We start from the raw sequence: 23,434 nt of genomic DNA, 5'->3' as shown, positions 1-23,434 counted from the left end.
CTGACGGCCAGCACAAAACCCGGTCCGGCTATGGAACCCCGGACCGGGCAAGTGAAACGGCTAAGCAGCCGTCGGCGTCAAGCACCGCGACGATGTTGGGAGTGCGGACCGGACTGGTCGTCCTCGTCCTCGTCCTCATCGTCGTCGTTGTAGAGATCCGCGTACTGGGCGTACGGGTCGTCGTCCTCGTCGTCGTCCTCGAACGGCTCGCCGTTCGGCGGCTGGCTCGAAGTCGATGCGCCCAGCTCGCTGGCCAGACGTGACAGGTCAGTCCCACCGCTGTTGTACTTCAGCTGGCGGGCGACCTTCGTCTGCTTGGCCTTGGCCCGGCCGCGCCCCATGGCTCGACCCCCTCGGTGACGGGGCTCGACGGCCCCAGAGTCTGACACGCGTTCATGATCCGGAACGGGCTCTCCTCGGAGAGACCGGTCCGTAGGGCTTCCACGGTACCTGAGCCCGCGCCCATACGGTACGTCGCCCGCACCACGCGCCTGACTCGGTGACCCGCGAGGTGCCCCGTCCCCGCTGGTCAACCACGATTTTAACCACTTCCTGGCGGACGACCCGCCGACGAACGTGAGAGTTCTCTCCAACCGTCCGTCGGCAGGTACCGAAAATGCGCCCGGAAACCCGGCCGTCGGTCAGCGGCCACCCGCCGTTGCGGCTTCGTGCATCCGCTGTTCGGCGATCCGGTCGGCCGCCGCGGCCGGCGGAATCCCGTCCTCCTTCGCACGTGCGAAGATGGCCAGCGTGGTGTCGAAGATCTTCGCCGCCTTCGCCCTGCACCGGTCGAAGTCGAACCCGTGCAGTTCGTCGGCGACCTGGATGACCCCGCCGGCGTTCACCACGTAGTCCGGCGCGTAGAGGATCCCGCGGTCGGCGAGGTCCTTCTCGACGCCCGGGTGGGCGAGCTGGTTGTTGGCCGCGCCGCAGACGATCTTCGCGGTCAGCGCCGGGACGGTGTCGTCGTTCAGGGCCCCGCCGAGCGCGCAGGGGGCGTAGACGTCCATGGTCTCGGCGCGGATCAGGGTCGCGGTGTCGGCGACGGCCGTCACGCCCGTGGGGTGCGCGGCGAGGATGCGGCCCACGGCCTCCTCGCGCACGTCCGTGATCAGGACCTCGGCGCCCTCGTCCCGCAGGTGCGTCACCAGGTGGTGGCCGACCTTGCCGACGCCCGCGATGCCGACGGTACGGCCGCGCAGCGAGGGGTCGCCCCACAGGTGCTGGGCGCTGGCGCGCATGCCCTGGTAGACGCCGTAGGCGGTGAGGACGGAGGAGTCGCCGGCGCCGCCGTTCTTCGGGGAGCGGCCGGTGGTCCAGCGGCACTCGCGGGCCACGACGTCCATGTCGGCGACATAGGTGCCGACGTCGCAGGCGGTGACGTACCGCCCGCCGAGGGAGGCCACGAACCGTCCGTAGGCGAGCAGCAGTTCCTCGCTCTTGTCCCGGTCCGGGTCCCCGATGATCACGGCCTTGCCGCCGCCGTGGTCGAGACCGGCCATGGCGTTCTTGTACGACATCCCGCGCGCGAGGTTGAGGGCGTCGGCGACGGCCTCCTCCTCCGTGGCGTACGGGTAGAAGCGGGTGCCGCCGAGGGCGGGGCCCAGCGCGGTGGAGTGGATGGCGATGACGGCCTTCAGGCCGGTCCTGCGGTCCTGGCAGAGCACGACCTGCTCGTGTCCGCCCTGGTCCGAGTGGAACAGGGTGTGCAGGACGCCGGTGGAAACGTCGGTCACTGTGGTGACTCCCGATTGTGTCGCGGCGGGTGGAAGCTGGGGGCTCCCGTAAGGGTGGCGGGGGCCGTGGCATGAGCGTAGAGCCATAGCCCGCACACCATCCCGGCAGTGTTCAGGATCACTCTCCCGTGCCGTGTGCGCACGTATGAGCGTGGGACGATTTGCTGTGTTTTCCGCGGCCGGCCCCGGCCGGCTCCGCAGGGGGTCCGGCTGGTTTCGAGCCCGGTCCGATGGGGAGGGAGCAGGCGTGCCCAAGGTGTCCTCGGTGGTCGTCCCCTACGCGACGTATCTGCGCGTGTACGAGCCGCTGGCCGCCTTCCCGGAGCCCGAGCGCGGCCACTGGGCGCGCTACGCCCGCCGCTCCGAACGGCCCTCGTACCAGGACGAACTCCGGCGTTCCCTGGCCGACTTGCTGCCCACCCCGCCGGTCCCGGTGCCGGTGCAGGAGAGCGGTGAGGCCTTCGTCCTGGAGGTCGACGGTGTCGTGTGCGTCTGCCCCTGGCGGACCCGGCTGCGTGGCTGGCAGGCCCTCCAGGAACTGCCCGAGGAACTGCCGAAGACGGTCCTGGACGCGATGCTGCCGCCGCTGGTCCGGCGCCAGGCCTCGATGGACTACGAGCGCTGGCTGGTCCGCAACCCCGACTCGCGGCCCTGGATCCGCACGGCGACCTGGCAGGTGCCGCTGAACTGGTTCGTGCTGGTCTCCGACGAGGAGCGCCGGTACGAGAAGGGCACCGGCGAGATCCCGCCGATGCTGCGCTACCGCACGCCGATGGTGCAGGCCCGGCGCCGGGTGGCCCGGGCGCTGCGCACGCTCAAGGACACCATCGAGGAAGGGCCGCTGATCGACGGTCTGGTGGACGTCGGCCGCTGGCTGGAGGAGTTCCACCCGCGCTCGCTGGTCGAACTGGACTACGGCGGCCTGGTGCACGCCCTGCCGGCCGGTGATCTGGAGGACGACCATTCGGCGGCCGACGTGGCGGCCGGCGTCGAGGCGCTGCGGCAGGGCGACGGGGCGGCGGCCGGGGAGGCGTACGGGCGGCTGGTGGAGCGGTGGCGGGCGGTGCGGGACCTCCGGTCCGCCAACTGAGGGCCCTGCGGGACTTCTGATCCGCGAATTGCGTACCGGTCTGAGCAGCGATGCCGAGTGATCCGTACTGACGACTGGGTTGTCCGGTGGCGTTTACGGCCGGATGACAGCTGAGTGACGTGTGAGTGGTGAGTGACGTACGTCACGGCCTAGATGACGTGAAACAACGTACGTTGACGGCACTTCAGTGCACTCACGGGGCGTTGGTCCCGATCCGGGCTTTTGCGTCAAGGGTGATGGATAGCACTTACACGGCCCTTGCGCCCCTTGCTGCTCCTCGTGCCAAAATAGGACAAGGAGTCCGGGGAAGGCTCCTTCCGTCCAAGTGTGGTGCACTGTGGGTGGATTCTCCGCATTACGTGCTTTGGGGGGTCTCGTGACTCCTGATCGCCACTGTGACTGATCGTCACAGTGGCGTGACTGTCCGCTATGGCATGGTCCATCGGCTTCCGCGGCTGATGACTACCTGGGAGGGCAATTCCATCGGTTTGGCCGACGCGGCTGGACAGATGGTGTAGTTGTAGTGCCGAGGACAAGCCGTTCGTCCTATAACCGACTCGACTCGCGTCCGCCATTTCGGGCAACGCGGGTCAAGGTGCAGAATTTAGAGGAAAGAACCGAGAAGGTTCGGTTCTCCCGAGGAGGCCGCTCATGACCGCTCGCACCCCTGATGCCGAGCCGCTGCTGACCCCGGCTGAGGTCGCCACCATGTTCCGTGTCGACCCCAAGACGGTCACGCGGTGGGCGAAGGCCGGCAAGCTCACGTCCATTCGCACGCTCGGCGGACACCGCCGTTACCGCGAGGCTGAGGTCCGCGCCCTGCTCGCGGGTATCCCGCAGCAGCGCAGCGAGGCCTGACCAACTGAATATCGGGCAAACCGACCGGTCCCCCAACTGGCCGAGACGCCCGAAACCCTAGCTACGAGCGACGCGGGACCTGCCCCAACAGGACCCACGCCCAGGCCGACAAGAACTTCTCAGGCAAGCGACACAGGGTGCGTCGTAGATCGCGCTGGACTCCGCCGGGTCCAGCGCGATCTTTTTTGTGCGTCCGTGGGGTCTTGGGCGACCGTAACCAGCGGCTCTGTGAGCAGCCTTGTCGGAGTCTGGGGAGGGCTGTCGGATCTGCTGTGCATGCGCCCGGAAGGGGTCGGGGCAGGTCTCCCAGGGTGGTGCAATTGCACATATTAAATTGACCAGTTGTAGGACAGGGGTAAGAAGCACCGAATCAGAAACTCATGCGGTGACACCCGTCACATACCGCACGGGTTGTTTGTACTGCCCCGGGTGCGCTAGTGGAGATCTGCGCGGAGCCGTGCCCTCCACCGTCCCACAGGGGAACGGCCGTTGGGCGCTGGACCCGGCGTGCGTCAGACACCGACGGGACCTTCGTCCTCCAGGACGTCCTCGGGGGCCTCCACGGGGTGCGGAGCGGAGTCCATGGCCAACCGCAGGAGCCGATGGCAGACCGGACAGTGACGGGTCAGATGCCGGTACGACGAGGCGGCCGCCAGATGGGCCCTCAGCAGCGCCCGCGTCTCGTGCCGCACCGAAGCCGCCATACGCCACCTCCAGAAGGGGGCCGAGGGGAGGAGCGGGCCCTCCCTTCTGGGTAGCCAGGGAATGTGACGCCGTCAAGCCCACGAACGGCTCCGCCGAGGCAACCGCGCCCGCCGGGGGAGGCAAGGGGAATGGCAAAGGCCCGCTTCCCCTTGAGGGGATGCGGGCCTTCGTGTTGGGCGGTCCTGACGGGATTTGCCCCAGTTGAGAATGCCTGAGGCCCGCGTCCCTTGACGGGATGCGGGCCTCGGCTTCGTGCGGTCCTGACGGGATTTGAACCCGCGGCCTCCACCTTGACAGGGTGGCGAGCACTCCAAACTGCTCCACAGGACCATGTTTCGCGGCACTTTGTCTTGCGTTGTGCTGCGAGAAGGACTGTACAGGAGGGTGCGGGTCCCGGTCGAACTCACTTAGCGTGCTCGGTCTGTTACGGAGCCAGTGTGTCGATCGCCTTCACGATCCGCTTGTCGGAGATCGGGTACGCCGTGCCCAGCGCGTGCGCGAAGTAGCTGACCCGGAGCTCCTCCAGCATCCAGCGGATGTCCAGGACCTGCTGCGGCACCGGCCGGCCCTTCGGGAGCTGCTCCAGGAGCCAGGCGTACTCGTCCTGCATCTCGTGGACCTTCTCCATGCGGGTGGTGTCCCGCTGGACGTTGGTCGGCATCTGCTGGAGGCGACGGTCGGCCGCCACGAGATAGCGCATCAGGTCGGGCAGCCGGAGTATCCCGGCCCACGTCACGAAGCCCGGCTTCACGAGCGCGTCCAGCTGCTTGCGTACGTCCGTCAGGTTCGCCAGCAGCGCGGGGCTCCGTACGGCCTTCAGACGGCGCTCACAGGCCTGCCAGGCGGCGAGGACCTGCTGCACCTGCGTGACCGTGCGGACCGTCGTGTCGACGATCTCGGCGCGCACCTTGTCGTACAGCTTCCGGTACGACTCCTCGTCCCACACCGGTCCCCCGAAGTCGGCGATCAGCTTGTCCGCCGCGGCCGTCGCGCAGTCGTCGAACAGGGCCTGGATCGACCCGTGGGGGTTCGCCGACAGCGCCAGCTTCTGCGCGTTCGTCAGCTTCTCCGACGCGAACTTCGCGGGATTGACGGGGATGTTCCGCAGGACCAGCCGCCGCATGCCCTTCCACATCGCCGCGGTCTGTTCCTCCTCCGTGTCGAAGAGGCGGACCGAGACCGTGTCGCCGTCGTCGACGAGGGCGGGGTACGCCTTGACCGGCTGCCCGGCCCGGCGCGTCTCGAAGACGCGGGTGAGCGTGCCGATCGTCCAGTCCGTGAGGCCCTTGCGTTCCAGGGACTCCCCGCCCTGGCGCTCCGCGGTGGCCGCGGCGGCCTGGGAGAGGGCCTGCCGCGCCTTCGGCTTCAGACGGAGCTTCAGCGCCTCCAGATCCTTGTCCTCGGCCAGCTTCCGGCGCCGTTCGTCGACGATCCGGAAGGTGATCCTGAGGTGGTCGGGGACCCTGGCCCAGTCGAAGTCCTCGGCCTCGAAGGGGACCCCGACCATGCGCTTGAGCTCGCGCGCCATGGTCGTGGGCAGCGGCTCCTGCAGCGGCACCGCCCGCTCCAGGAAGGCCTTCGCGTAGTTCGGCGCGGGGACGTAGTTGCGGCGGATCGGCTTGGGGAGGGTCCGGATCAGCTCCGTGACGACCTCTTCGCGCAGGCCCGGGATCTGCCAGTCGAAGCCCTCGTCCTTGACCTGGTTGAGGACCTGGAGCGGGATGTGGACCGTCACCCCGTCCGCGTCCGCACCCGGCTCGAACTGGTACGTCACCCGGAACTTCAGCTGCCCCTGCCGCCAGGAGTCCGGATAGTCGGCCTTGGTGACCGCCTCCGCCGACTCCCGGATCAGCATCGCGCGCTCGAAGTCCAGGAACTCCGGCTGCTCGTGCCGCTTGTGCTTCCACCAGGAGTCGAAGTGCGCGCCGGAGACGACGTGTTCGGGCACCCGCTGGTCGTAGAAGTCGAAGAGCGTGTCGTCGTCGACGACGATGTCCCGGCGCCGCGCCCGGTGCTCCAGCTCCTCGACCTCGCTGAGGAGCCGGCGGTTGTCGGCGAAGAACTTGTGGTGGGTACGCCAGTCACCCTCGACCAGTGCGTTGCGAATGAAAAGCTCGCGGCTGACCTCGGGGTCGATCCGGCCGTAGTTGACCTTCCGGTCGGCGACGATCGGTACGCCGTACAGCGTGACCTTCTCGAACGCCATCACGGCCGCCTGGTCCTTCTCCCAGTGCGGTTCGCTGTACGTCCGCTTGAGGAGGTGCTCGGCGAGCGGCTCGACCCACTCCGGCTCGATCTTCGCGTTGACCCGGGCCCAGAGCCTGCTGGTCTCCACCAGCTCGGCCGACATCACGAACCGCGGGGTCTTCTTGAACAGCGCGGAGCCCGGGAAGATCGCGAACTTGGCGCTGCGCGCCCCCAGGTACTCGTTCTTCGCGCCGTCCTTCACGTCCTTCATCCCGATGTGGGACAGCAGTCCGGCGAGGAGGGAGACGTGCACGCGGTCGCCGGGGGCGTCCTCCTCGTTGAGGTGGATGCCCATCTGCTTGGCCACCGTGCGCAGCTGCGTGTAGATGTCCTGCCATTCGCGGATGCGCAGGAAGTTGAGGTACTCCTGCTTGCACATCCGCCGGAAGGAGCTGGAGCCCCGCTCGCGCTGCTGCTCCCTGACGTACCTCCACAGGTTGAGGAAGGCGAGGAAGTCGCTGGTCTCGTCGCGGAAGCGGGCGTGCTGCTGGTCCGCCTGGGTCTGCTTGTCGGCCGGGCGCTCGCGCGGGTCCTGGATGGAGAGCGCGGCGGCGATGACCATGACCTCGCGGACACAGCCGTTCTTGTCGGCCTCCAGGACCATACGGGCCAGCCGCGGGTCGACGGGCAGCTGGGCCAGCTTGCGGCCGCTGTCGGTGAGCCGCTTCCGGGCATCCTTCTCGTCCGGGTTCAGCGCGCCCAGCTCCTGGAGCAGCTGCACACCGTCCCGGATGTTGCGGTGGTCCGGCGGGTCGATGAAGGGGAACTTCTCGATGTCGCCGAGGCCGGCCGCGGTCATCTGCAGGATGACGGAGGCGAGGTTGGTGCGCAGGATCTCGGCGTCCGTGAACTCCGGGCGGCCGAGGAAGTCGTCCTCGTCGTACAGCCGGATGCAGATGCCGTCGCTCGTACGGCCGCAGCGGCCCTTGCGCTGGTTGGCGCTGGCCTGCGAGATCGGCTCGATGGGCAGCCGCTGCACCTTGGTGCGGTGGCTGTAGCGGCTGATCCGGGCGAAGCCGGGGTCGATGACGTACTTGATGCCGGGCACGGTGAGGGAGGTCTCGGCGACGTTGGTCGCCAGAACGATCCTGCGCCCGGTGTGCGGCTGGAACACCCGGTGCTGCTCGGCGTGCGAGAGCCGGGCGTACAGCGGCAGGACCTCGGTGAACCGGTACTGCTTCTTCTCCAGAGCGTCCGCGGTGTCCCGGATCTCCCGCTCTCCCGAGAGGAAGACGAGGATGTCGCCCCGCCCCTCGCCCTGGAGTTCCTCCACGGCGTCGCAGATGGCGGTGATCTGGTCCCGGTCGGAGTCCTCGGAGTCCTCTTCGAGGAGGGGGCGGTAGCGCACCTCCACGGGGTACGTCCGGCCGCTCACCTCCACGATCGGGGCGTCGCCGAAGTGCCGGGAGAACCGCTCGGGGTCGATGGTCGCGGAGGTGATCACGACCTTCAGGTCCGGCCGCTTCGGCAGCAGCTGGGCCAGGTATCCCAGCAGGAAGTCGATGTTGAGGGACCGCTCGTGGGCCTCGTCGATGATGATCGTGTCGTAGGCGCGCAGCTCGCGGTCGGTCTGGATCTCGGCGAGCAGGATGCCGTCCGTCATCAGCTTGATGAAGGTCGCGTCCGGGTTCACCTGGTCGGTGAAGCGGACCTTCCAGCCGACGGACTCCCCGAGCGGCGTCCGCAGCTCCTCGGCGACACGCTCGGCGACGGTACGGGCGGCGATCCTCCTCGGCTGCGTGTGCCCGATCATGCCGCGCACGCCGCGCCCCAGCTCCAGACAGATCTTGGGGATCTGGGTGGTCTTGCCGGAGCCGGTCTCACCGGCCACGATCACGACCTGGTGATCGCGTATCGCCTCGGCGATCTCGTCCTTCTTCTGACTTACGGGCAGCTGCTCGGGATACGACACGGCGGGCACGACGGCGCGCCGGCCGGCCATCCGTTCCTCGGCCCTGGCCACCTCGGCCTCGATCTCGGCGAGGACGGCGGCGCGGGCCTCCGGCTTACGGATCTTGCGCGCGCCTTCCAGCCTGCGCCCGAGCCGGTGCGCGTCGCGCAGCGAGAGCTCGGTCAGGCGGGGGGCGAGGGCGCCGAGGGCGGGGGCGGGATGCGTAGACATACGCGGTCCAGGATCTCACCTCGGGGAAATTCGTGGCGAACGCTTTTGCCTCCGGCGGTTCGGCCGGGGTTGGGCTACTGGCCGCGCTGGGCGGGAGGGGTGCTGCCCGGGGTGGCTGTGGGGGTGGTCGATACGGCGGGAGCGGCCGGTGCCGGGGCGGCGGTGGCCGCAGTCGGAGCCGCAGCCGGTGCCTGTGCCGGAGCCGGAGCCGGAGCCTGGGCTGCGGACGTGGCCGACGCGGCGATCGACTTCGCCGTGTTGGATACGGCCTTGATCCCCAGGTAGGCCGTGGTCATGCTGCTCACCGCCGTGAAGGCGGCGCTGAGGACGCCGATGATCACCGACTTGTCGCCGTCGAGTCGCCAGACGCCGAAGATCGCGACCCCGGTGATCGCGACGTTGCTGATGACCACCGCGAGAAGGCCGTATCTCGCACGGGTCTTCTCCAGCTGTATGTCCTGGTCCTGGCTCATCTTCCCCACCCTTGTGACGTGTCGGTCCGCAGAAACTAGCGCCGGGTGGCCCCGCCGCCAAGGAGATTCAGGCCTGTCGGCCGCGTGTTCTCAACTCGGCCGGCCGTGCGCCAGGCCAGGGTGCCGCGAAGGAGCGGTGATCGTGGGCAAGTGTCGTTCTCGACATACGCTCGGCCCGGTGCTTCACTCGTGACATGGCATCAATTCGACTGACGCGACCCACACTTGAGGTGATCAAGGTGTTGCTGGCGTCCACTCCGGACGACCCGGCGTGGGGGTTGAAGATCTGTGAGGAGGCCGATCTCGGCTCGGGGACGGTGTACCCCATCCTGGAGCGGCTGCTCGACGCGGGCTGGATCACCAGGAGCGAGGAACAGGGCGATCATCCGGGTCGGCCCAAGCGGTTCTACTACGAACTGACCGCGCTCGGTCAGCGTGCCGCCCATGAGGCGAAGGAGCGCAAGCCTCGGTTCTTCGGGCTGCATACGGCGGCCGAAGGGGGCAGGGCGTGAGCGAGGACGAACAGCGCGACGAGTCACCCTTCGCTCAGGCGAGGGTGTTGGACGAGGCTTCTGCGAACACCGGTGCGGGAGTGGTCGCTGTTGCCCTGGTGCTCGCACCGGTACTCGCGGGAGCCTTGGCGGCGGTCTTCCTGCTCGTCGGTTACATCCTGAAGGCGCTCGACCCCGCGCCGGCGCTCGCCCAGACGATGCTCACGGCCGGCTGGGTGTTCGGCGCCGTGACCGCGGCCGCGATCGTTCTCGCCGGCGCCGCGCTGCTCCTTACCGCCCTGCGGAGCAGTCCGCGGGCTGAGGAGGGGGCGGAGGAACCCGACGGAGCGACTCGGCCGCTCGGTGGCGCCTCCCGCCGGACTCTGGGACTTGCTTCCCTCGTGGTCGGCGAACGCAGGGCACACCTGCGGGAGGAGTGGGCCGCGGTGCTCGCCGGCGATCCGGAGAACGGCGTCGTTCTTTCTCCGCGCCGCCGGATGCGTTATGCCACCGGCTTTCTCTGGGCGGCGCTGCGCATGAGGTTCCACGACCTCGCCGCACCGCTGTGGACGCCCGTCGACTGGCTGCTGTCGGCGGAGTCACGTACGCGTGGGGTCATCGCGCTCACCGTCGGTACCCAGGTGGTGTACGTCGAGTACCAGGATGGATTCCATGCCCTGGTCACCGAGGGTTGGGGCTGGTGTGCCGGTTGTGGGGTAGCACTTCGGATGTTTGTGGGATGGCTGCGCAGGATCCGGGGGATCGAGCTGGCCTCCACACGGAGTGACGCCGATGGCCCTGGCGTCGGCCGATGAATGAGAAATGCCCCCTCTGGAAGGTTCCGGAGGGGGCATCCGCCTTGATAAGGCAACTGTGGCTGGGGCCGGGGTCGAACCGGCGACCTATCGCTTTTCAGGCGATCGCTCGTACCAACTGAGCTACCCAGCCATGAGGTTTCACGTGAAACCTCAGCGGTCCTGACGGGATTTGAACCCGCGGCCTCCACCTTGACAGGGTGGCGAGCACTCCAAACTGCTCCACAGGACCAAGCTTTGTGTTGCTTCGTGTGCAACAGTGTCGCACACGATCTTGCGTGCCCCCAACGGGATTCGAACCCGTGCTACCGCCTTGAAAGGGCGGCGTCCTGGGCCGCTAGACGATGAGGGCGTACTACCAGGTGCTGCTCTGCTTCGTCTGTGCGTCCAGGGACGTGAGAAGCATGTGACTCCGCTTCCCCTCTAAGGTTCCGCTTCTCCTTCGCCTCTTGTCGAGGTTCCGGACGGTCAAGCCCTGACCGGTGCCCTTCGGCACGACGTGACTGTACTACGACGGCGGGACCTGGGCCAAACCGAATAGCTGCGCGGGCTCATGGTCGGTTCTCCGCCGGGAGGTGGCGGCTGACCTCGGCCGTCGTCTGGCCCAGGCCGCCCAGTTTGATCTCGTCCCAGGCCTGGAGGCGGTGCGTGTCCCGGTCGAGGTAGAGGATCGAGGCCTCGATGGGGTCCGGGTACTTGCCCTCCACGGCACGCAGGCCGCTGCCGCCCGTGGAGCCCTCGATGCGCAGGCGGGTGCCATGGGGCAGGATCTCCGTCCCCTCGTGGTGCAGATGGCCCGCCAGGACCAGCGGTACCTCGCCGTCCGTCATCCGGGCCGCCGTCGGCTCGTGCACGATCGCCACGTCCACCGGGGTGCCGGCCCCCCGCTGCTCCCGCAGGGCCGTGGCGAGGCGGTCACCGGCCCGTTCCTCGGCCGCGTCGCCGCCGGGGACCGTCGAGCGGTCGGGGGTGAACTGGGGGTCGCCGATGCCGGCGAAGCGCAGCCCGGCGATCGTCTCGGCGCGGCCGTCGTCCAGGACGTGCACGTTCTTCATGCGGGAGAGACAGCGCTGGGTGATGAGGGAGTCGTGGTTGCCCCGGACCCAGACGTACGGCACGCCCAGGTCGGCGATCGGGTCCAGGAAGCCGTTCTCGGCCGCAGTGCCGTGGTCCATGGTGTCGCCGGAGTCGACGATCACGTTCACCTTGTACTGCGCCACCAGCGAGGCGATGATCTTCCAGCTCGCCGGGTTGAGATGGATGTCGGAGACGTGCAGGACACGCAGGGTGGTCGGGTCCGGCGAGTACGCGGGGAGCGTGGACGTGACGTCGTACAGCTTCGTCACGTTGGTCACCAGACGGGCCAACTCCTTCTGGTAGACGTCGAATTCGGTGACGATGCTGCGCGCGTTGCCGACCAGGGCCGGGGCGGAGGAGAGCAGGCCGGAGAACCTCGGCTCCAGGACCGACTTGGGGTTCCAGGTGGCGTACGCCGTCGCGCCGGACGTGGCGAGCAGGGCGAGGGCGAGGCCGCCGGCGGCCAGGGCGCGGCGCGGGCGGCGGTAGACGGCGAGTCCGAGGGCGGTGGCGCCGGAGACGACGGCCACGCAGGAGCGTACGGCCAGGTCGAGAGTGCCGTGCTCGACGTCGTGGGTGACCTCGTCCTGGAGGCCGGAGAGACGCTCGGGGTGGTCGACGAGGGCCTGGGAGCGGACCGGGTCGAGCTGGTCGACGTTGACGTCGAGGCGGACCGGCGCGGTGTGGGTGTCCAGGTAGAGGGCGCCCAGCGGGGAGACGTTGATCTTCGTGCCGCCGGTGAGGGACGGCCGCAGGGTCATCGTCGTGTCCATCGGGCCGACCTGGGAGCGGACGTTCCCGACGATCAGCAGGCCGAGCCAGGCGCCGATGAGGACGACGGCCAGGAGGCCGAGGGCGCGGCTCCAGGCAGGCGGCCGGTGCCGCTCGGGGGCGAGTTCCAGGACGGGCAGGCGGATGCGGTCTCGGGCTCGGACGCGGGCCATTGGTGCCGTATGCCCAGGATTGCGGGCTCATATGCGGCGGTTCGTGACGCGGAAGTCCGGGGAAGTCCGGGGAAGTTCGCGGGATTTCGCGGGAGTCAGCCCCAGCCCAGTTCGTGGAGCCGGGCGTCCTCGATGCCGAAGTGGTGCGCCACCTCGTGGACGACGGTCACGGCGACCTCGTGGATCACGTCCTCCTGCGTCTCGCAGTACCGCAGGGTCGGGCCCATGTAGATCGTGATGCGGTCGGGGAGGACCCCGGCGTACCACTCCCCGCGCTCGGTGAGCGGTGTCCCCTCGTACAGGCCCAGCAGCTCCGGATCATCCGCGGACGGTTCGTCCTCCACGAACACGGCCACGTTGTCCATGACCCGCGTCAGTTCCGGCGGGATCCGGTCCAGGGCCTCGCTCACCAGTTCTTCGAACCCGTCGCGTGTCATCTCCAGCACAGGGCCATTGTCGGGGACGAACGCGGGAAGCGGGGGCATCCGGCCCGGACGGCCCGGACGGCCCGGACCGCGAGGCGGGCCCGCCCGTCCTCGTCCGCCTCCTATTGCACGTCTGTGACAGCGCGCGCACAGCTCCGTCACCCCCCGTGGCAAGACTTGTCTCATCGCGAAGGGGCGGCAGGCCGAGGGACCGGACCGGGTTCTGGGGACGGCAGGCGGCTCCCGCGACGACCACTTGGCGCAGCGTCATTCACCCTGGGGGGAACCCGATGTCCGCACGTTACCGTCGTCGTACCGCAGCCGCCGTCACCACCGGTGTCGCCGCTCTGCTGGCCGTGGCCGGCATGTCCGCCACCGCGACGGCCGCTCCGGCCGCCAAGGCGGTGAGCGTGCCCCGGGGGCTGACCATCAGCAACGGCACCAGCCACGTCGTCGTCGGCGGCAAGTCGATCGACTTCGGTACCGTCGTCCGCGACCTGGCCTGGAACCCGAGCGGCAGCAAGGCCGCCTTCATCGACGGCCACGGCAACCTCGTCGTCTCCGACCCCGACGGCAGCCACCGCGTCACCGTCGCCGCCAACCCGGGCAGCCAGACCTGGTCCCACCCGACCTGGCAGGTCGCCGCGGCCGACCGGACGAACGGCATCCCCGCGAAGAACAACATCATCTTCTCCGCCAAGATCCACGGCAGCACCGTCCTGGAGCGCGTCAAGGCCACCAGCAACCACGGCAAGCCGGCCAAGATCAGCCTGTACGGCGACCCGGAGGCATCGGTGCCGCAGACGAACAACACCTGGCCGAACGTCGGCGGGTCCCACGGCACGGCCGTCTACGAGAACACCCGCAACGGCGAGGTCTACATCCGGGACGACTACCTGCGGCAGCAGGGCGGTGCGCTGGCGAAGGGTTCCGAGCCCGCGCTCGCCCCCGACGAGGAAGAGGTCGTCTTCGTCCGCTCCGTCGGCGGCCACGACCACCTCTTCGTCGACGACCTGAGCGCCGGCACCAACGCCGTCAAGGACATCACCCCGCACGCCACCACCGACTACACCGAGCCCACCTGGTCGCCGAACGGCAAGACCATCGCCTTCCGGACCCCGAACGGCACGTACACCGTCACCAGGACCGCCCACGGGTTCGGCAACCCCGTCAAGGTCTCCACGCACACGGGGCTGCCCGCCTACCGCGGCTGACCGCCGCCCAACCGGCCGTCGGAGCGGGCGAGTTCGGCCCGTAGCGCCTCCAGGTGCTCGTCGGCCGTGTCGTGCGGCAGGAACTCGACGACCTCGAGAAAACGGAACAGGACCTGGGACTTGGTGACGGCGAACTCGTAGTCGCCGAACCCCACCACGGCACCCAGCTTCCCCCGCACCGCACCCCGGACGACATGCGCGGTCATGTCGTCCGGGGTTTCCGCGCTGGTGCCCCGGCGGGCGTTGGGACGGGCCAGATACGGGCAGACCATCGAGGCGTAGAGCATGCAGGCGCGGTGCCCGGGGGCCTCCAGGGTCGGCGCCAGGTTGCGGTACGGCCGCCCGGCGGTCATCGCTTCACGGATCGCGGAACTCTCCGCGGCCCCCACCACCCGCCACACCGGCCCTTTGGGCATCAGGGTGTTGCAGACGGAACACAGCCTGTTCCGGGCGCACTCCGCGCTGCGCCCGTAGTCGGTCAGTGCGAACTGGGGGGCGTCGCCCTCCCACGGGGTGATGGCGGGCACGGGGTAGCCGCGGCCGTCACGAGGTCTGGCCTCGACGCTCGCCGGCATGGGAACGGAGTCGAATCGCACACCCCATGGTGAACCACACACCCGCGCCCCCGCGACCGTCGGGGGCAGAGGTCCGGCGTTTGTCGTACCGGCGGGCGGTACCTCCGGTCCGGGGACGCGTGTCCTCTTGCGGGCGGCGGGAGTTGGACAGGTTGACTTCTTTCTCCGCCCCCGGAGGTGGCCGCCGTGCGCCCCTTGTACGTACCCGTCCGTCTGGCCGCCACGGTGCTGGCCGTCGCGGCCGCCGCCGGCTGTGTGCATGTCGGGGACGACGCGGGGAAGGCCAAGCCGTCGCACTCCGCGGGGCACCGGGGCGGCGGTGCGGCCGACGGGGGCTCCGGGGTGTCCGGCGAGGACGGCGAGGGGTACGGCGGTGAGGTGCCCGACGGGAAGCGCGGGCATGCGGGGAAGCCGAAGCCGGGGGAGTCGGCGTCGGCCTCCGCGACACCGGCGAAGGGCGGCAGCGCGGTGCCGGTCGTGCCGGTGCAGCCGGGGCAGAGCACGGCGCCGGGGGCGCCTGCCGGGCCGACGGGAGCACCGGCGACGACCGATCCGCCGCCGGCCACGCCCACCCCGCCGCCGGCTTCGCCCTCCCCGCCGCCCCCGGTGACGGATCCGCCGTCGGCCGAGCCGTCCTCGTCGGCGCACGAGGACACGGGGACGCAACTGGTCCAGCGCGAGCCGGCACCGGCGGCGGGGACCCCGGCGTAGGCGGGAAGAAGACGGGTGGGCCGGGCGTTGAGCGGGGCGTAAGTGCACGCGTCCGGTCCGTGCGTCGGGTGTCGACGGGGGCCGTGGCAAACCTGCTGTGACCAGCGAGACACGGGCTCGGTTTGCCTTGGGGGGTGGTGGGTGCGTATGGTGGTAGATCGTTTGATCCCATTTGCCCGGCGCCACCGCAGAGCGCGCCGTGTGGCGCGTACTCTCCCTTGCCGTGGCGGACCGCATTGAGGCGGTCGTGAGCGAATCACGGAGTTGACGGGCGCGTGCCGAAGAGACTCCGGAAGGTTTCGCATTCGCATGTCCGTGTCCAGTACTGATCAGTTCGTCGTGTCCGAGAACACCGAGAACAACCAGGACGACGAACTGGTGACCCAGGTCTCCGAGGAGACCGCTGACACCACCGACACCACCCCCCAGACCACCTTCGCCGACCTCGGTCTCCCCGAGGGCGTCGTGCGCAAGCTCGCGCAGAACGGCGTGACGACCCCCTTCCCGATCCAGGCCGCGACCATCCCGGACGCCCTGGCCGGCAAGGACATCCTCGGCCGTGGCCGCACCGGCTCCGGCAAGACCCTCTCCTTCGGTCTGCCCACCCTGGCCACGCTGGCCGGCGGCCGTACCGAGAAGAAGCGCCCGCGCGCCGTCATCCTCACCCCCACCCGTGAGCTGGCGATGCAGGTCGCGGACGCCCTCCAGCCCTACGGCGACGTCGTCGGCCTGAAGATGAAGGTCGTCTGCGGCGGTACGTCGATGGGCAACCAGATCTACGCCCTGGAGCGCGGCGTCGACATCCTCGTCGCCACCCCGGGCCGCCTGCGCGACATCATCAACCGCGGCGCCTGCTCCCTGGAGGACGTGCAGATCGCGGTCCTCGACGAGGCCGACCAGATGTCCGACCTGGGCTTCCTGCCCGAGGTCACCGAGCTGCTCGACCAGGTCCCGGCCGGCGGCCAGCGCATGCTCTTCTCCGCGACCATGGAGAACGAGATCTCCACGCTGGTCAAGCGCTACCTGGTCGACCCGGTCTCGCACGAGGTCGACGCCGCCCAGGGCGCGGTGACGACCATGTCGCACCACATCCTCATCGTGAAGCCCAAGGACAAGGCGCCGGTCACCGCCGCGATCGCCTCCCGCAAGGGCCGCACGATCATCTTCGTCCGCACCCAGCTGGGCGCCGACCGCGTCGCCGAGCAGCTGCGCGACGCCGGTGTGAAGGCCGACGCGCTGCACGGCGGCATGACCCAGGGCGCCCGGACCCGGACCCTGGCGGACTTCAAGGACGGTTACGTCAACGTCCTGGTCGCCACCGACGTCGCCGCCCGCGGCATCCACGTCGACGGCATCGACCTGGTGCTGAACGTGGACCCGGCCGGCGACCACAAGGACTACCTGCACCGCGCCGGCCGTACCGCCCGCGCCGGCCGCACCGGCACGGTCGTCTCCCTCTCCCTGCCGCACCAGCGCCGCCAGATCTTCCGGCTGATGGAGGACGCGGGCGTCGACGCCGGGCGTCACATCATCAACTCCGGTACGGCCTTCGAGCCCGAGGTCGCCGAGATCACCGGCGCCCGTTCGATGACCGAGGTCCAGTCCGAGTCCGCGGCCAACGCGGCGCAGCAGGCCGAGCGCGAGGTCGCCCAGCTCACCAAGGAGCTGGAGCGGGCGCAGCGCCGGGCCGCCGAGCTGCGCGAGGAGGCCGACCGCCTCGTCGCCCGGGTCGCCCGCGAGCGCGGTGAGGACCCGGAGACGGCGGTGGCCGAGGCACAGGCCGAGACGGAGGCCGCCGTGGTCGAGGAGACCGTGGCGGCGGAGCAGGAACCGGCGCGGGACAACCGTGACCGTGGCTTCGAGCGTCGTGACGACCGCGGTGACCGTGGTGGCCGTTCCTTCGACCGTGACCGCGGCGACCGCCCGTTCAACCGCGACCGCCGTGACGACCGTGGTGGCCGTCCCTTCGAGCGCCGCGAAAACCGCGAGCGCGGTTTCGAGCGCCGTGACGACCGTCGGCCGTCCGACCGCGACGACCGTGGTGGCCGTTCCTTCGACCGGGACCGCGACCGCACCGACCGTCCGTTCAACCGTGACCGCCGTGACGACCGTGGCGGCTTCCGCCGGGACGAGCGCCGTGACGACCGTGGCGGCCGTTCCTTCGAGCGTCGTGACGACCGCGGTGACCGCGGTGCCCGTTCCTTCGACCGTGACCGTGACGACCGCGGCGGCCGTTCCTTCGAGCGCCGTGACGACCGCGGTGACCGCGGTGACCGCGGCGGCTTCCGCCGTGACGACCGCAGTGGTCACCGTGGCAGCGACCGTCCGTTCAACCGCGACCGCCGCGACGACCGCCCGGGCTTCCGCGCCGGCGGCCACGAGCGTCCGTTCGGCCGCCGCGACGACCACCGCGGCTCGTCCTCCGGCTCCTTCGGCCGCCGCGACGACAAGCCGCGCTGGAAGCGCAACGGCTGACGCTGCTGACGCGTCAGGCACGTCCGACGCCTGGTGATCGAACGCCGTGGCCCCCACCGACACACCGGTGGGGGCCACGGCGTTCGCCATGTCCGCGTCTTCTCCGCGTCAAGAAATGGTTTTCCCCAAGTCTGTGAACTGGCTGTAGCATCAGCGCACTTGTGCGACGGGCGTGCCGGCCGGGGGGCCGCGGACACCGGAGTGAGCGAGGCCGGACCCGTCGCCGTTCCCTGGGGAGGGACTCTTCTTGGTTCGTCATGCCCCTGCACGCCTGCGTCTCGTCGCCGCCTCCGCCGTCCTGGCGGCAGGCCTGAGCCCGCTGCTGCCCATGCCGGCCGCCGTCGCCGACACCGCGCAGGTGACGGTCGTACCGGCGGCGCTGCGCAGCACGCACACCTCGGGCGCGCTCTACGGGAGTTCGACCTACTCCGGCCACGACGGCGCCGGTGACCAGGGCGTCTTCCACAGCCTGGAGGGGGCCGGGCTGGTCTGGACGCGCTACTCGGACCCCACCTCGGTGAAGGTGGTCCACCCGGCGGGCTACACGAGTTACGCGACGGCCGGCGGTGACGTCCTCGCCTACCGGTACGCCGACGGCCGGGTCGACCTGTGGAACGCGGCCGACGGCACCACCCGCACGATCCGGACGCCCGAGGGGCTCTCGCTGCTCACCGCCTACGCCGATCTGGCGGTCGCCTACCGGCAGGTGACGGACGCGAGCGGCACGGCGACCCGTGAGATGCACCTGCTGTTCCCGCAGGACGACGGCTCCACCCGGGACGTGCCGGTGACCGGGGTGCCCGACGGCTACGTCCTCGGACAGCCCAAGGGCGGCGACGCGGACGGCCTGCTGTTCCTCGCCGGCCGGGCGGGCGGCGGTTCGTACACGTCCGTCATGGTCGACCGGCACACCGGGCAGGTGACGGGCTTCACCCCGCCCGGCGCCAAGGTCTACCTCAACGCGCAGGTCACGCCGGACCACGTCGTCCTCTTCAACACCGCCGACCCCAAGGTCCAGGTGTACTCCCGCACCGATCTGTCCGCCGCGCCGGCCGAGGTCACGCTGGACGGCGGCAGCACGGTCGCCGCGTCCGGCCTCGCGGTCGTCGGCGACTGGCTGGTGACCCAGCCCGGAACGGCCGTGCTTGCCAAGCCGATCGCCGGCGGTCCCTCGAAGACCCTGCTGTCCGCCTCGAACCACGGCATCTCCGCCGCCTCCGACGGCGGCGCCCTGGCGGTGGGCCGCACCGTCGGCCCCGGGGACGATTGGGGGGTACAGCGCATCCAGCCGGGCCCGGACGGCGCACCGGCCGTCACGCAGATCAAGCCGCTGCCCAAACCGCCGTACCGGATCCAGGGACTTGCCCTGGACCAGGGGACGCTGGTCGTCGGCGACGCGAGTGTCTCCGACGTCCGTGACGCCTACGCGCGGACCGTCGCCGCGACCGGGACGCCGACCTACGGGGCGCGCACCTCGGTCGACGGGGCCGCCACCCGGCTCGGCTCCTGCCCGGAGACGGACACCGGCTGCTCCGAGCTGTTCGGACTGCCGGACGGGAAAGTCGCGTGGCTGGAGCGCGGTTCGAACGGGTCCGACCGCATCAGGGTCGCCATGGCCGGCCGGAACTGGCAGGCCGAGGTCCCGGCCGGCGGCCGGATCACCGACGCCTCCGGCACGTACCTGATCCACACGACGGCCGGCCGGCAGTCCGTCTACCAGGTCGGCGACAACCTCCTGCCGGTCCTCACCCGCACCCCCGGGCCCGCCGCCCTCTCCGGCGACATCCTGTGGACCGCGGGCGCGACCCCGGGCAGCGTCACCGCCTACGACCTGACGCGGAAGAAGACCGTCGAGACGCTCACCCTCGGCAACGGCGGCTGCGCGCCCACCGAGCTCCAGGCCAACGGCCGCTACCTGTACTGGAACTGCGGCGGCACGGCGGCCGGGGTCTACGACCGTACGGCGAAGAAGTCGGTGCCCGTCCCGGCCGACGAGGCGAAGCTCGGGGACGGGTACGTCGTCACGCACGACAAGACGGCCGGGCATCTGGTGCTGACGACCGTCGCCGACGGGACCCCCGCCAGCCGGGTCATCGGCGACCTGCCCGACACCGGGGTCTCCCAGCGGGACGTGCGCTGGACGGTCGACGAGTCGGGCGCGAACGCGGCCTACGTGGACGCCAGGGAACAGGTGCTCCTGGTGCCCTCCCAGGTGGCCCAGCAGCCGCTGCGCACGCTCGGCCCGGTGTTCCGCGCGGCGGAACTGGAGGCGCGCCAGAGCGATCCTACCGTGTACCCGGTCACCCGGGTGCCGTTGTCGAAGCCGGCGGCCGGCTGGACGCTGACCGTCCGAGACAAGGCGACCGGCAAGGTCGTCGACACCGCGACCGGCGGTCCCGCGCGCGGTGAGCTGAAGGCCGGCTGGGACGGCGTGGCCGGTACGAAGCTCCTGCCCAGCGGCCCCTACGACTGGACGCTGTCGGTCACGCCGGCGGACGGCGTGGGCGACCCGCTCTCCTTCCAGGGCTCGGTGCGGCTGCTGAACGGCCGTGTGGCGTACCGCGACTACGTGGGCGGCGCGGACGGCGGCGGCGACCTGCTCACCCTCAACTCCTCCGGCGAGCTGACCTTCCACAGGTCCACACCGGACGGGAAGTTCGTCGTCTCGGCGATCGGCACCCGCTGGTCCACGGCCGTCAAGGCGGTGCCCGTCGGCGACCTGGACGGCGACAACTGCAACGACGTCCTGGTACGGCTGGGCAACGGCACTCTGCGGCTGTACAAGCCGGGCTGCGACGAGGCCCTGACGACGTCGTCGCCGTACCGGACCCTGGGCACCGGCTGGAACCAGTACGACGTGCTGACCGCCCCCGGCGACCTCACCGGGGACGGCCGCCCCGACCTGATCGCGCGTAACTCCACGACCGGCGCGGTGTACGTGTACAAGGGCACCTCCACCGGCAAGCTCTCCGCGCGCGTGAAGCTGTACGACAACTGGAAGTCGTACAAGAAGGTCGTCGGCGCGGGTGACCTGAACGGCGACGGCATCGGGGATCTCCTCGCGCAGGACAAGGCCGACAACCTGTACCGGTACTACGGGACGGGCAAGGGCGGCTTCGGCGGCCGGGTGCGGATCGCCACCGGGTGGGGCGCGTCGTACAACGCGGTCGTCGGCGTCGGGGACATCACCGGGGACGGGAAGAGCGACCTGGTCGCGCGCGACACGGCCGGGAATCTGTACCGGCTGACCGGCACCGGCAGGGGGACGTTCGCGGCGCGGGTGAAGATCGCGACGGGATGGCAGGGCTACAAGGGGCTTTTCTAGCCAAGTTGTGATGCATGTCACGCCCCCGGCGAGGGAATCGCTGGGGGCATGACAGATGACGCGACAGGCAAGCCGCTCTCCGACGCCCTCTCGGACGAGGAACGGCTGGCCCAGCTCGGCTACACCCAGGTCCTGGCCCGCCGTATGTCGGCCTTCTCGAACTACGCGGTCTCCTTCACGATCATCTCGGTCCTCTCCGGCTGTCTCACCCTCTACCTCTTCGGCATGATCACCGGCGGCCCGGCCGTGATCACCTGGGGCTGGGTGGCCGTGGGCCTGATGACCCTCTTCGTAGGCCTTTCGATGGCCGAAATCTGCTCGGCGTACCCGACCTCGGCGGGCCTGTACTTCTGGGCCCACCGCCTGGCCCCGCCCCGCAGCGCGGCCGCCTGGGCGTGGTTCACGGGCTGGTTCAACGTGCTGGGCCAGGTGGCGGTGACGGCCGGCATCGACTTCGGCGCCGCGTCCTTCCTGGGCGCCTACCTGAACCTGCAGTTCGACTTCAAGGTGACCCCGGGCAAGACGATTCTCCTGTTCGCCGGGATCCTGCTCCTGCACGGGCTGTTGAACACCTTCGGCGTCCGCATAGTCGCCCTCCTCAACAGCGTCAGCGTCTGGTGGCACGTCCTGGGCGTCGCGGTGATCGTCGGCGCGCTGACCTTCGTCCCCGACCACCACCAGTCGGCGTCCTTCGTGTTCACCAAGTTCGTGAACGAGACGGGCTGGAGCAGCGGCCCGTACGTCGTCCTGATCGGCCTCCTGATGGCCCAGTACACCTTCACGGGCTACGACGCCTCGGCCCACATGACGGAGGAGACCCACGACGCGTCGACGGCGGGCCCCAAGGGCATCGTCCGCTCGATCTGGACCTCGTGGATAGCCGGCTTCGTCCTGCTCCTCGGCTTCACCTTCGCGATCCAGTCGTACGACAAGGAGCTGACGTCCCCGACGGGCGCGCCGCCGGCCCAGATCCTGCTGGACGCGCTCGGCGCCACCACCGGCAAACTCCTCCTCCTGGTCGTGATCGGCGCCCAGCTCTTCTGCGGCATGGCGTCGGTGACGGCCAACAGCCGCATGATCTACGCCTTCTCCCGCGACGGCGCGCTCCCCTTCTCCCGCGTCTGGCACACCGTCAGCCCCCGCACCCGCACCCCCGTCGCGGCGGTCTGGCTGGCGGCGCTCTCCGCACTCGCCCTGGGCCTCCCGTACCTGATCAACTACACGGCCTACGCCGCCGTGACGTCGATCGCGGTGATCGGGCTGTACGTGGCCTACGTCATCCCGACCCTGCTGCGGGTACGGAAGGGGGACGCGTTCGAGAGGGGTCCCTGGCACCTGGGCCGCTGGTCGAAGGTCATCGGCGTGGTGTCGGTGACCTGGGTGGTCGTCATCACCGTCCTCTTCATGCTCCCGCAGGTCTCCCCGGTCACCTGGGAGTCCTTCAACTACGCCCCGGTCGCCGTGCTGGCGGTCCTGGGCTTCGCCGCGATCTGGTGGCAGGCCTCGGCCCGCCACTGGTTCCTCAACCCGGACCGGGCGACGCGCCCTGAGGACACCGCCAAACTGGTCGATCTCTGACCCACCGGGCCACTTCCGCCCCGCATCCGCCCCGTATCCGTCCCACTTCTGCCACGCGACGCGGCCACGACCCCGATACCCGATCGGCGACACGGCTCCGTCCGGCTATGCTCGGGGAGGCAACATCGCCTGGGCCGTTAGCTCAATTGGCAGAGCAGTGGACTTTTAATCCATTGGTTGTGGGTTCGAGTCCCACACGGCCTACCGGATGCGGGCGGGGGAGATGACCCCTGACCTGCTGTGCAGCGCCTGAGTCGACTTCGGTCGGGTCGGGCGCTGCTTCGTTGTCGGCGGTTCGGCGTGGCCTCAGGCCTCGCGGGTGGGGAACACCTCGTCGACGGCTCTGCGCAGTGTTTCGCGGACGGCTTTGGCGTCGTCGAGTTCCGCGGCCTGGAACGCGCCGTCGTGGAGGAGGACGAGGACGCGTGCGGCGTGGTCGGGGTCGGGGTGGCCGATGGCGGCCGAGAGGTCGCGGAGCACGCCGAAGAGCCAGGTGCGCTGGTCGTCGATGACGGCGCGTACGGGGTGGGCGGGGTCGGGGTATTCGGCGGCGGCGTTGAGGAACTGGCAGCC

The 23,434-nt window shown here is 69.9% G+C and carries 17 protein-coding genes, 5 tRNA genes and 1 pseudogene; 10 read left to right on the top strand and 13 right to left on the bottom strand.

The genetic code is table 11. The features are described 5' to 3' along the window. Positions 1-77 precede the first annotated feature (77 nt). Together AB0D85_RS38480 and AB0D85_RS38475 are read right to left on the bottom strand one after the other, a co-directional pair. A complete protein-coding gene (locus tag AB0D85_RS38480; RefSeq protein WP_046733692.1) occupies positions 78-341 on the bottom strand; it encodes a DUF3073 domain-containing protein in 264 nt (87 codons plus the stop codon). A 300-nt stretch (positions 342-641) separates the two neighbouring features. Beyond that, a complete protein-coding gene (locus AB0D85_RS38475; protein WP_362331048.1) occupies positions 642-1,736 on the bottom strand; it encodes a Glu/Leu/Phe/Val dehydrogenase dimerization domain-containing protein in 1,095 nt (364 codons plus the stop codon). Between the two features lie 247 nt (positions 1,737-1,983). Here AB0D85_RS38475 and AB0D85_RS38470 point away from each other — a divergent pair, with 247 nt between their 5' ends. Both AB0D85_RS38470 and bldC read left to right on the top strand, forming a co-directional pair. Continuing rightward, entirely contained in the window at positions 1,984-2,826 is an 843-nt protein-coding gene (locus tag AB0D85_RS38470) for a hypothetical protein (RefSeq protein WP_362331046.1), read from the top strand. Between the two features lie 651 nt (positions 2,827-3,477). Beyond that, positions 3,478-3,684 (top strand): developmental transcriptional regulator BldC, encoded by a 207-nt coding sequence (bldC, locus tag AB0D85_RS38465; protein WP_003949541.1) that lies wholly within the window; start codon positions 3,478-3,480, stop codon positions 3,682-3,684. 512 nt (positions 3,685-4,196) lie between these two features. Here the strand turns inward: bldC and AB0D85_RS38460 are convergent. The 4 genes from AB0D85_RS38460 to AB0D85_RS38445 form a co-directional block, all read right to left on the bottom strand. Next, positions 4,197-4,388: a DUF6274 family protein gene (locus AB0D85_RS38460; protein WP_362331042.1), complete on the bottom strand. Its 192-nt coding sequence runs from the start codon at positions 4,386-4,388 to the stop codon at positions 4,197-4,199. Between the two features lie 256 nt (positions 4,389-4,644). Then, a tRNA-Asp gene (locus AB0D85_RS38455) sits at positions 4,645-4,719 on the bottom strand. A gap of 94 nt (positions 4,720-4,813) precedes the next feature. Next, positions 4,814-8,758 carry an ATP-dependent RNA helicase HrpA gene (hrpA, locus tag AB0D85_RS38450; RefSeq protein WP_362331039.1) on the bottom strand — a complete coding sequence of 1,315 codons (3,945 nt, stop codon included), beginning with the start codon at positions 8,756-8,758 and terminating at the stop codon, positions 4,814-4,816. A 74-nt stretch (positions 8,759-8,832) separates the two neighbouring features. After that, entirely contained in the window at positions 8,833-9,231 is a 399-nt protein-coding gene (locus AB0D85_RS38445; RefSeq protein WP_362331036.1) for a hypothetical protein, read from the bottom strand. A gap of 194 nt (positions 9,232-9,425) precedes the next feature. On the opposite strand from AB0D85_RS38445, the gene AB0D85_RS38440 reads away from it, so the two are divergent. Both AB0D85_RS38440 and AB0D85_RS38435 read left to right on the top strand, forming a co-directional pair. After that, positions 9,426-9,743, top strand: a complete 318-nt coding sequence (locus AB0D85_RS38440) for a PadR family transcriptional regulator (RefSeq protein WP_362331034.1) — start codon at positions 9,426-9,428, stop codon at positions 9,741-9,743. Between the two features lie 44 nt (positions 9,744-9,787). Then, complete coding sequence (locus AB0D85_RS38435; RefSeq protein WP_362331431.1) at positions 9,788-10,537, top strand: hypothetical protein; 750 nt, start codon at positions 9,788-9,790, stop codon at positions 10,535-10,537. A gap of 59 nt (positions 10,538-10,596) precedes the next feature. On the opposite strand, the gene AB0D85_RS38430 is transcribed toward AB0D85_RS38435, so the two are convergent. The 5 genes from AB0D85_RS38430 to AB0D85_RS38410 all read right to left on the bottom strand — a co-directional run bounded on the left by AB0D85_RS38430 (position 10,597) and on the right by AB0D85_RS38410 (position 13,004). After that, positions 10,597-10,670, bottom strand: a tRNA-Phe gene (locus AB0D85_RS38430). Positions 10,671-10,694: 24 nt separating this feature from the next. Continuing rightward, positions 10,695-10,769 (bottom strand) — tRNA-Asp (locus AB0D85_RS38425). Positions 10,770-10,816: 47 nt separating this feature from the next. Continuing rightward, positions 10,817-10,889: transfer RNA gene (locus AB0D85_RS38420), tRNA-Glu, on the bottom strand. A 199-nt stretch (positions 10,890-11,088) separates the two neighbouring features. After that, complete coding sequence (locus AB0D85_RS38415; RefSeq protein WP_362331031.1) at positions 11,089-12,558, bottom strand: metallophosphoesterase; 1,470 nt, start codon at positions 12,556-12,558, stop codon at positions 11,089-11,091. 95 nt (positions 12,559-12,653) lie between these two features. Continuing rightward, the gene (locus AB0D85_RS38410) at positions 12,654-13,004 is read right to left on the bottom strand and encodes a metallopeptidase family protein (protein ID WP_362331028.1); all 351 of its coding nucleotides are present in this window, start codon (positions 13,002-13,004) and stop codon (positions 12,654-12,656) included. A gap of 269 nt (positions 13,005-13,273) precedes the next feature. Here AB0D85_RS38410 and AB0D85_RS38405 point away from each other — a divergent pair, with 269 nt between their 5' ends. Then, positions 13,274-14,197 (top strand): hypothetical protein, encoded by a 924-nt coding sequence (locus AB0D85_RS38405; RefSeq protein WP_362331025.1) that lies wholly within the window; start codon positions 13,274-13,276, stop codon positions 14,195-14,197. Here the strand turns inward: AB0D85_RS38405 and AB0D85_RS38400 are convergent. Further along, positions 14,185-14,772, bottom strand: coding sequence for a hypothetical protein (locus AB0D85_RS38400; protein ID WP_362331022.1), 588 nt, complete (start codon positions 14,770-14,772; stop codon positions 14,185-14,187). The genes AB0D85_RS38405 and AB0D85_RS38400 overlap by 13 nt on opposite strands. Before the next feature lie 186 nt (positions 14,773-14,958). Between AB0D85_RS38400 and AB0D85_RS38395 the strand changes: the two genes are divergently transcribed. From AB0D85_RS38395 to AB0D85_RS38375, 5 genes are all read left to right on the top strand, one after another. Then, a complete protein-coding gene (locus AB0D85_RS38395) occupies positions 14,959-15,483 on the top strand; it encodes a hypothetical protein (protein ID WP_362331019.1) in 525 nt (174 codons plus the stop codon). A gap of 309 nt (positions 15,484-15,792) precedes the next feature. Next, positions 15,793-17,958 carry a DEAD/DEAH box helicase gene (locus AB0D85_RS38390; protein WP_362331016.1) on the top strand — a complete coding sequence of 722 codons (2,166 nt, stop codon included), beginning with the start codon at positions 15,793-15,795 and terminating at the stop codon, positions 17,956-17,958. A gap of 247 nt (positions 17,959-18,205) precedes the next feature. Continuing rightward, positions 18,206-21,283, top strand: a complete 3,078-nt coding sequence (locus tag AB0D85_RS38385) for a VCBS repeat-containing protein (protein ID WP_362331013.1) — start codon at positions 18,206-18,208, stop codon at positions 21,281-21,283. Positions 21,284-21,331: 48 nt separating this feature from the next. Then, positions 21,332-22,861: an amino acid permease gene (locus AB0D85_RS38380; RefSeq protein WP_362331010.1), complete on the top strand. Its 1,530-nt coding sequence runs from the start codon at positions 21,332-21,334 to the stop codon at positions 22,859-22,861. 131 nt (positions 22,862-22,992) lie between these two features. Beyond that, positions 22,993-23,065: transfer RNA gene (locus tag AB0D85_RS38375), tRNA-Lys, on the top strand. A gap of 102 nt (positions 23,066-23,167) precedes the next feature. Here the strand turns inward: AB0D85_RS38375 and AB0D85_RS38370 are convergent. Next, positions 23,168-23,434 (bottom strand): annotated as a pseudogene (locus tag AB0D85_RS38370) (TetR family transcriptional regulator); the annotation flags it as partial.

It is taken from the genome of Streptomyces sp. NPDC048277, from assembly GCF_040652235.1.
In the GTDB taxonomy this organism is placed as follows: Bacteria; Actinomycetota; Actinomycetes; order Streptomycetales; family Streptomycetaceae; genus Streptomyces.
This window is presented reverse-complemented; position numbering and strand designations above follow the sequence as displayed.